Below are 8,254 nucleotides of genomic sequence, written 5' to 3'. Positions count from 1 at the left end.
ATTAAAGATAAAATTGACAAGCAACTCCACAATAACGAGCATTTGTTTGAAGGGCTTTTTGGGGAAAAAGAAGATCTGAAAAAATTGGTGAGCATGTTTGGGCAGTTGCGTTTCCAAAAGCGCTGGAGCCAAACTCCAAGAGTGCCACAAACCAGTGTCCTAGGGCATACCTTATGCGTGGCGATTATGGGGTATTTATTGAGTTTTGATTTAAAAGCTTGTAAAAGCATGCGGATCAATCATTTTTTGGGCGGGCTTTTCCATGATTTACCCGAGATTTTAACCCGAGACATTATCACACCCATCAAACAAAGCGTTGCAGGGCTTGATCACTGCATTAAAGAAATTGAAAAAAAAGAAATGCAAAACAAAGTCTATTCCTTTGTGTCTTTGGGCGTTCAAGAAGATTTGAAATATTTCACCGAAAACGAGTTTAAAAACCGCTGCAAAGACAAGTCTAACAAAATCATTTTCACTAAAGACGCTGAAGAATTGTTCACGCTTTATAACAGCGATGAATATCTTGGGGTTTGCGGAGAGCTTTTAAAGGTGTGCGATCATTTGAGCGCGTTTTTAGAAGCCCAAATCTCTCTTTCTCATGGCATTTCCAGTAACGATTTGATTAAAGGGGCTCAAAACCTTTTAGAATTGCGATCCCAAACGGAACTGCTTGATTTGGATTTAGGGAAATTGTTTAGGGATTTTAAATAATGAACTATAAAGAATTACTAGAATTTAACGATTACGCTATGGATTTAACCATTCGCATGGCTATCATAGCACTGCTATTGAAAACAATCCTTTGAGCCTTGCTGAAACCATAAGTATTTTAACCACTGAATACATTCCTAGAGAAATGCCCCAAAGAGCCTTCTTTGAAGTGAAAAACTATCAAAACATGCTCTTCTTTCTGTTAGAAAACCTGAATAAAAGACAAAGCATGGATAGTTTTTTTATAAGGGAGTTGCATGGGATTTTAATGAATTTTTTACTCCCCAATAAGGGGGCTTTCAAAACGACTGATAATACCATTTTAGGAGCTAGTTTTGAAACGACCCCCCATTTTCAAGTGCCTATGGCTATGAAAGAATGGTGCGATAATCTCAATTATAAGATGAAAACCTTACAAGATAAAGAAGAAAAACTAAAAGCTATTTTAGAACAACACATTTTGTTTGAAAGGATACACCCTTTTAGCGATAGTAATGGTAGGGTGGGCAGAATGCTAATCTTTTATAGCGTTTTAGAGCAAAACTTAATACCATTTGTGATCACCAAAGGACAAAAAGAGGCTTACATTAAGGCTTTAGACACGCACAATACAGAAATCTTATACCAACTCGCCAAAGTATCCCAAGAGTTTGAACTCACACGCATACAAGGGCAAATGATACTCAATAAGAATAAGCCCTAAAATCATGGTTTTCAAGCACGCATCAAATAGAGCCTTTTCCTCTCGCTTGAAGAAGCGATGTTGAGCAATTGGCGGTATTTGGTGATCGTTCTTCTTACCATTTTCAAATGGAATTTTTCTTCAATGAGTTCTAAAATCTTAGCGTCGCTCAAAGGCTCTTTTTTGTCTTCGTTTTTAATCAATTCTAAAAGATAGTCTTTAATCACAGCGTTTGAAGTCTCGCTATTGTCTAAGGCGATGCTAAAGAAATGTTTAATAGGGAAAACCCCCCTTTCGCATGCCAAATATTTATTAGAAATGGCCCTTGAAATCGTGCTTACAGAGTGGTTAAACTCATTGGCTAAATCCAATAATTTTAAAGGGCGCAATTCCTTACCCTTAAAAAAATCGTATTGATACTCTAAAAGCATCAGACCGATTTTATAAATCGTGGCTTTTCTCAAATTTAACGCATCAATCAAATCTTTAGCCTCTTTTAATTTGTCTTTCAAATAATCGCTATCCTTAAAGCGATTTTCTTCTAAACTGATCGTCGGGTAGCTCTCATCGTTCAAACGCACAATCATTTCATTATCCACTTCTAAAATAAAAAGCTCAGGAATGACTTCTATTTCTTTTTCTAAAAACTCAATAGCTGGGGGGTTTTTAAAGGATTTTAAAATCTTTAAAGCCTTTTCATAATAAAAATCTTTAGAAAATTCATGGTGTTTTTCTAAATTTAAAATGATCTTTCGCGCTTCTTCATAAAGCTCGTTATTGTCCAATTCCCTACCCTCTAATTGGAATAAAAAGCTCTCTTTCACGTCTTTAGCGCCAATGCCAGCGGGATTAAGGTAACTAAAACGCTTGCGCACTTTTTCATAAACTTCGCTCTCCACCCCTAAAATTTTAGCCCTTTCTTCAATGTTTTCTTCAAAATACCCTTCACTATCCAGCCCGCTGATAATATCCATAGCGATTTTTTGAGAGGTTTCAGTGGGAAAGATGGGGGGAATGATTTGAGCTTCTAAGGTTTCAAAAAGGCTTTTAGATGCGATTGCGAAATTTTCTAAATGATCGCTATTCTTTTTAGGATTAAAGCGATCGCTAAAATTTTTGATGCGTTTGTTTTCAATTTTGATTAAGGGATTATCTAAAGCGTTTTGTTTCAACACTTCTTCTAAATCTTCAAGCTCGCTTTGCAAAATAGGTAGCCACCCTTTTAAGGTAGCGTTTAATTTGTTTTTAGGGCTAAGGTTTGCACGTAAGATCGCCATATTCACACCTTAAAATTTTCCCCTAAATAATACTTACGCACCAAAGCGTTTTCATAAATTTCATTAGCGTTCCCGCTCGCCAAAAGCGTGCCGCTTTTGATCACATACGCCCTGTGGCACACGCTCAAAGTCTCTCGCACATTGTGATCAGTAATCAACACGCCAATGTTTAATCCAATCAAGCTCTCAATAATCTTTTGAATGTCAATCACCGCAATCGGATCCACGCCCGCAAAAGGCTCGTCTAATAGCACGAATTTAGGGTTTTTCATTAAAGCCCTAGCGATTTCTACACGCCTTCTTTCTCCCCCACTCAAGCTCATGCCTTTGCGCTCTCTTATGGCTTGGATATTAAAAGCATCAAGCAAGCTTTCCATTTTTTCTTCGCTCTCTTTAGAGTTTTTAAAAGTGGTCTCCCCTGCTAGGGCTAGATTCTCTTCCACGCTCAATTCTTTAAAAATGCTGGATTCTTGGGGCAAGTAGCCTATGCCTAAGTTAGAACGCTTGTGTAAGGGGTATTTAGCTAGATTCACATCGTTTAAATAAACGCTCCCCCCACTAGGCTCTAAAAGCCCGCATATCATGTAAAAGGTGGTGGTTTTACCCGCCCCATTAGGCCCTAAAAGCCCCACCACTTCGCCGCTTTTCACTTCTAAAGAAACGTCTGAAACGATTTTGGTTTTTTTAATCTGTTTGTTTAAATGCTCTGCTTTTAAAATATCCATTCAAGCGACCCTTTAAGCGATCTTTATCGTATAAAAACGGCTGGTTGATTCGGTTTTGATTTCCACAACCTTAATAGCTAAATCGTATTTTTTTAAAATTTTTTCTAATTTTTCATCGCCCCATTCCACAAAATGGATCCCCTTTTCTAACAAGCACTCCAACATGCCAAGCTCCAAGCAAGCCTCTAAATCGCGCATGTAAAAATCATAATGGAACACACTCTCGCTATAAGCATGCATCAGGCTAAAGGTGGGCGAAGTCGCTTGAATGTCTAAACCCAAGTGTTTCAAGCACGCTTGAACCAAAGTCGTTTTACCACTCCCCACAACGCCCTTTAAAAGCACCACCCCCTTAAAATCATCTTTTAAAATTGCAGTAGCCACTTTGTCTAACTCGTCTAAATGCGCTCTCATAACAATTCCACGCTTTTGATTTCAAACTCGCTTTTAATCTCTTCAATGAGATCAGAATGGTTAGCCATGAATTCTTGCAAGGCTGTAGGGGTTTCTTTTGGTTGGGTTTCTTGAACCTCTTTAGTGTCGTTTTCTTTAATCTCTTTTTCTTTAGTTTCTTTTTCAGCCGCCTCTTTAGTTTCATTTTCTTTAGTTTCAGCCGTCGTTTCGGTGGTTGGTTTAGGCTTTGAATAAGGGAATTTAAACTCTTTAACCACTTCTAAAGCACTTTTATTTTCCAAATGATTTTTTAAAGCGATTTTGATATTTTCGCCCTTTCCAAAAACCCCATCAACGATACTTTTCACGATTTTAAATCGTTCTCTTAAAAGCTCCTTATCCTTATCAGTGGCTAAAGACTCCCAAGTCAAGGTTTTAGTCTGGCTGTCAAAATCAATGAAACGGATATTTTTTTCAAACACCGCCCCTAATTCATAGTTGCGCTCATAAACCAATGTTTGAACTTGTTTGAAAAGGTTGTGAAAAATGCGATCTTTGGCTGAAAGCATGGGAGTTTGCGGGGTTTCTGTGCCCTCTCTTTTTTCTGCGCCCTCTCTTTTTTCTGTGCCCTCTATTCTTTCTGTGCTTTTGGGTTCTTGTTTAGGGGCGTTAGCGTTTTGATTTATTGGTTTAAAAACGCTTTCTTTGCTTTGTTCTAATTCCAAAATCGCATCGTCTAGGGCTTTGAGTTTCAAAGCTTCTTTGAATTTCATTTTCAATAACAACAGCACAAAACTGGCATTTGCCCCTTCTTTTAAAAGGCTCAAACTGCTCATAATGATTTTAAAAAAACGCTCTATTAAAAGGATAGAATAAGAATCAGGGCTTAATAATTTCGCTTTCAAAAAAAGCATCATTTCTTCTAAAACGCTCTCGGTTTCATAATTTTCTAAAATGGCATAACGCTCCTGTAATCGCGCTTCATCTTGGTTGATTAAACTTTGAAAAAAATCTTCTAAAACGCTCCGATCAATCGCCCCTAACATTTCAGCCACCTTGCTTTCTGTAATAGCGTTATCGCAATAATTGATGGCTTGCTCTAAAAGAGTGATCGTGTCCCTCAAGCTCCCTTGCCCGCTGTGAGCGAGTTTTTCTAATGCGCTTGCTTCATAGCTCACTTGTTCTTTTTCTAAAATGGTTTTTAAATGAGAAATAACGGAATTTTCAGGGATTTTTTTAAACCTAAAATGCTGGGTGCGACTGAGTATGGTAGCGGGCAATTTCAAAGCGTCCGTTGTCGCTAAAAGGAATTTCACATGGCTAGGAGGCTCTTCTAAAGTCTTTAATAGCGCGTTAAACGCTTCGGTGGTGAACATATGCACTTCATCAATGATAAAGATTTTATAACGCCCAAAGCTTGGTTTGTAGCGGGTTTGCTCTATGAGATTACGGACATCATCAATCCCCCTATTAGACGCCCCGTCCATTTCTATAATATCTATATGGTGGTTGTTTAAAGCGCTCTGGCATTGGATGCAAGTATCGCAAGGCACAGCCTTTGGCCCTGTTTCACACATTAAAGCCCTAGCAAAAATCCTAGAAGAGCTGGTTTTGCCTGAACCTCTTAACCCGCTGAATAAATAAGCGTTAGCCAAACGCTGGTTGTCTAGGGCTAAAGAAAGCGTTTTAGCCACGCTCTCTTGACCGACTAGCTCGCTAAAATGTTTGGGGCGGTATTTTAACGCTAAAACTTGCATATTGATTGTAATCCTTAAAACTCATTTAGGAGTATTGTAATGCAAAATGACTTAAAACTAGCCCCTTTTTAGGTTTGACTCAATAGCGCTAAAAAATCTTTAAATAAATTAATACTAAGCGTTCCCATGATAGCGGTTACAAAGAGATTCACGCCCATAAAGATTTTTTGGTTGTTTAAAAGTTTGGAGCCATAACGCAACGATAAAGTGCATAACAATAAAAGCCAAGAAAAAGCCGCTGATAAAGTGCCGGCTAAAAAGACAAATTTTTGCGCTAAATCAAAAGACAAAGCGCTCGCGCCAATTAAAAACACCATTTCCAAATACACTTGCGGGTTGAGTAGGGTAACGCCTAAAGTGAATAATAAGGTCTTTTTTAAGGATAGTTTTTTGGGGGTTTGGACTTGCTTCTTTTTAAAGGTTTGAAAAAGGGTTTTTAAAGCTAAAAAAGCGTAAAATCCGGTAAAAACCGCCCCAAATAAATTCAAAAACAAGCTCAAATAAAGATTTTTCGCAAAATAAGCCCCCACGCCAAACACGCCCATGCTCATTAACACAATATCGCACATAAAACACAGAGTGCAAATCAAAAACACATAGTTCCTAGCCATGCCTCTTTCCACAATAAACAAGGATTGCGCCCCCACCGCCGCGCACAAAGAAATCGCTAAACCAAAACCTTCTATAAAAACCACAAACATCTTGCTTAAATCCTTTCACTCAAAATAAGCCAAAACCATCAGCACTACTATCAAAAATTCAAAAACGATATTTTAAAATTTTAGGGTTTAAAACGACCTTTATAAATAAAAATTAAATGATGATACACAATGGTTGCACGAAATTTAAAAACCCCATTTTTTAGCGCTCTTAGTGGCATTTGAGAATAAGTTAAGATTAACATGGTAAAATGCCAAAATTTGCTGTCGTCATGCGGCAAAAATTTAGACAACAAGGGATTGGGAATGAGAAGGAGTTTGGCTTTTTGCCTGTTAGCTTTGCTTGGATTACAGGTTTTAGGCGCTAGGGATTTTTCGCAACTCAAAAACGAGGAACTTTTAAAATTAGCAGGCACTCTGCCTTCTAATGAAGCGATTGATTATCGCATGGAAGTGTCTAAACGCCTTAAAGCTTTAAACGCTGAGGACGCTAAGAAATTCCGTGCGAATTTCAGCCGGATCGCTAGGAAGAATCTTTCCAAAATGAGTGAAGAGGATTTCAAAAAAATGCGTGAAGAAGTGCGTAAAGAATTAGAAGAAAAAACCAAAGGTTTGAGCGCTGAAGAAATCAAGGCAAAAGGACTTAATGTGAGCGTTTGCAGCGGCGATACGAGAAAAGTTTGGTGTAGGGCTGTTAAAAAAAAAGACGAACATTGCTCTCCTAAGTGAGATAAAATTTAATTTAAAAGGATAAAACATGAAAAAAGCGTTGAAAATACTTTCTGTTAGCGCGTTGTTATTTGTGGCTTTAAACGCCAAGGATTTCAGCAAAACAAGCGATGAAGATTTGGCTAAAATGGCTGGCATTGTCGCTCCGCAGGATATTGTGGATTACACAAAAGAGTTGAAAAAACGCATGGAAAAGATGCCTGAAGACAAGAGAAAGGCGTTTCATAAACAATTGCATGAATATGCAGTTAAAAACACAGACAAAATGACCGTGGCGGATTTTGAAGCCCGCCAAAAAGCCATTAAAGAAGCGCTTAAAAAAGGCAACATGGAAGACATGGATGATGATTTTGGATTGAGATCATGCAAGCATGGGAAAAAGCACAAACACGATAAGCATGGCAAGAAGCATGGCAAAAAACATGACAAAGATCATGACGATAAAGACCATGACCACCATGATGAAGATCACAGCGATAAGCACTAAAGCTTAAACCACACCACTCTCTCTATCAAAGCTTCAAATTCTTTAAGCAGAATCCTAAACGCTTTTAGCGTTTGGGGTAAATGCGTTCTGTTAAGCGTTATCAAAATTCTGTTCTCATTAAATATTGCTTATAAGATTCAAAAGATGGTTTCATTATTACAAAAATTAACACTCTAAAGATAAATAGTTAAAAAACACCCCAAAATCTTTTTTTTTTTTTTTTTTTTTGAAATCCAATAAATTTATGGTAAAGTTAAACATATTGTAAATAAATTTTCATTTCTATTCATGTTTACAATAAAAAAATTACTTTAAGGAACACTTTTATGAAAAAACAATTTTTACTCTCTCTCTCTCGCTTCATCGCTCTTAAACGCTGAAGACAACGGCTTTTTTGTGAGCGCCGGCTATCAAATCGGTGAAGCGGTGCAAATGGTTAAAAACACCGGCGAATTGAAAAATTTGAACGAAAAATACGAGCAATTGAGCCAATCTTTAGCCCAATTGGCTTCGTTAAAACAAAGCATTCAAACGGCGAACAACAGTCAGGCTGTCAACAATGCTTTAAGCGATTTAAAAAGCTTTGCGAGTAACAACCACACAAACAAAGAAACATCGCCCATCTACAACACCACGCAAGCTGTTATCACTTCGGTATTGGCTTTTTGGAGTCTTTATGCAGGGAACGCTCTCAGTTTTTTTGTGAACAATTTTAATGATGGATCTAATGCTCCTCTTGGAAGAATCCATAAAGATGGGAACTGCACAGGATTACAACAATGTTTTATGAAACGAGAAACTTATAATAAAATGAAAGCACTCGCCGAAAACCTC

The 8,254-nt window shown here is 37.7% G+C and carries 8 protein-coding genes and 2 pseudogenes; 5 read left to right on the top strand and 5 right to left on the bottom strand.

Translation table 11 applies throughout. The annotated features are described in order from the left end of the window. Nucleotides 1-711 (top strand): HD domain-containing protein (locus BZK24_RS08105; protein WP_143424403.1); only part of this gene is annotated, 711 nt, incomplete at its 5' end. Continuing rightward, nucleotides 711-1,414, top strand: a pseudogene (locus BZK24_RS08100) (Fic family protein). The gene BZK24_RS08105 and the pseudogene BZK24_RS08100, both read left to right, overlap by 1 nt. 11 nt (nucleotides 1,415-1,425) lie before the next feature. Here BZK24_RS08100 and BZK24_RS08095 read toward each other — a convergent pair. The 5 genes from BZK24_RS08095 to BZK24_RS08075 form a co-directional block, all read right to left on the bottom strand. Beyond that, complete coding sequence (locus BZK24_RS08095; protein WP_077657121.1) at nucleotides 1,426-2,670, bottom strand: RNA polymerase factor sigma-54; 1,245 nt, start codon at nucleotides 2,668-2,670, stop codon at nucleotides 1,426-1,428. Nucleotides 2,671-2,672: 2 nt separating this feature from the next. Then, nucleotides 2,673-3,395 carry an LPS export ABC transporter ATP-binding protein gene (gene lptB / locus BZK24_RS08090; protein WP_000353249.1) on the bottom strand — a complete coding sequence of 241 codons (723 nt, stop codon included), beginning with the start codon at nucleotides 3,393-3,395 and terminating at the stop codon, nucleotides 2,673-2,675. A gap of 12 nt (nucleotides 3,396-3,407) precedes the next feature. Beyond that, nucleotides 3,408-3,809 (bottom strand): tRNA (adenosine(37)-N6)-threonylcarbamoyltransferase complex ATPase subunit type 1 TsaE, encoded by a 402-nt coding sequence (gene tsaE, locus BZK24_RS08085; RefSeq protein ID WP_077657120.1) that lies wholly within the window; start codon nucleotides 3,807-3,809, stop codon nucleotides 3,408-3,410. Then, nucleotides 3,806-5,545: a DNA polymerase III subunit gamma/tau gene (locus BZK24_RS08080; RefSeq protein ID WP_077657119.1), complete on the bottom strand. Its 1,740-nt coding sequence runs from the start codon at nucleotides 5,543-5,545 to the stop codon at nucleotides 3,806-3,808. The genes tsaE and BZK24_RS08080 overlap by 4 nt, the downstream gene beginning before the upstream one ends. Before the next feature lie 68 nt (nucleotides 5,546-5,613). Continuing rightward, complete coding sequence (locus BZK24_RS08075; RefSeq protein ID WP_077657118.1) at nucleotides 5,614-6,246, bottom strand: LysE family transporter; 633 nt, start codon at nucleotides 6,244-6,246, stop codon at nucleotides 5,614-5,616. A 264-nt stretch (nucleotides 6,247-6,510) separates the two neighbouring features. Here BZK24_RS08075 and BZK24_RS08070 point away from each other — a divergent pair, with 264 nt between their 5' ends. The 3 genes and pseudogenes from BZK24_RS08070 to BZK24_RS08060 form a co-directional block, all read left to right on the top strand. Beyond that, on the top strand, nucleotides 6,511-6,933 hold the full coding sequence (locus tag BZK24_RS08070) for a DUF1104 domain-containing protein (protein WP_001254635.1): 423 nt from the start codon (nucleotides 6,511-6,513) through the stop codon (nucleotides 6,931-6,933). Between the two features lie 28 nt (nucleotides 6,934-6,961). Then, nucleotides 6,962-7,420, top strand: a complete 459-nt coding sequence (locus BZK24_RS08065) for a sialic acid-binding protein (protein WP_077657117.1) — start codon at nucleotides 6,962-6,964, stop codon at nucleotides 7,418-7,420. Between the two features lie 345 nt (nucleotides 7,421-7,765). Further along, nucleotides 7,766-8,254 (top strand): annotated as a pseudogene (locus BZK24_RS08060) (SabA family sialic acid-binding adhesin); the annotation flags it as partial.

Origin of the sequence: Helicobacter pylori (assembly GCF_001998165.1) — a bacterium.
Classification (GTDB): domain Bacteria; phylum Campylobacterota; class Campylobacteria; order Campylobacterales; family Helicobacteraceae; genus Helicobacter; species Helicobacter pylori_DL.
This window is presented reverse-complemented; position numbering and strand designations above follow the sequence as displayed.

Coding starts and splice junctions, on each gene's coding strand:
- BZK24_RS08065 (WP_077657117.1), top strand. CDS start 6,962: ATGAAAAAAGCGTTGAAAATACTTTCTGTTAGCGCGTTGTTATTTGTG.
- BZK24_RS08070 (WP_001254635.1), top strand. CDS start 6,511: ATGAGAAGGAGTTTGGCTTTTTGCCTGTTAGCTTTGCTTGGATTACAG.
- tsaE (WP_077657120.1), bottom strand. CDS start 3,809: ATGAGAGCGCATTTAGACGAGTTAGACAAAGTGGCTACTGCAATTTTA.
- lptB (WP_000353249.1), bottom strand. CDS start 3,395: ATGGATATTTTAAAAGCAGAGCATTTAAACAAACAGATTAAAAAAACC.
- BZK24_RS08075 (WP_077657118.1), bottom strand. CDS start 6,246: ATGTTTGTGGTTTTTATAGAAGGTTTTGGTTTAGCGATTTCTTTGTGC.
- BZK24_RS08095 (WP_077657121.1), bottom strand. CDS start 2,670: ATGGCGATCTTACGTGCAAACCTTAGCCCTAAAAACAAATTAAACGCT.
- BZK24_RS08080 (WP_077657119.1), bottom strand. CDS start 5,545: ATGCAAGTTTTAGCGTTAAAATACCGCCCCAAACATTTTAGCGAGCTA.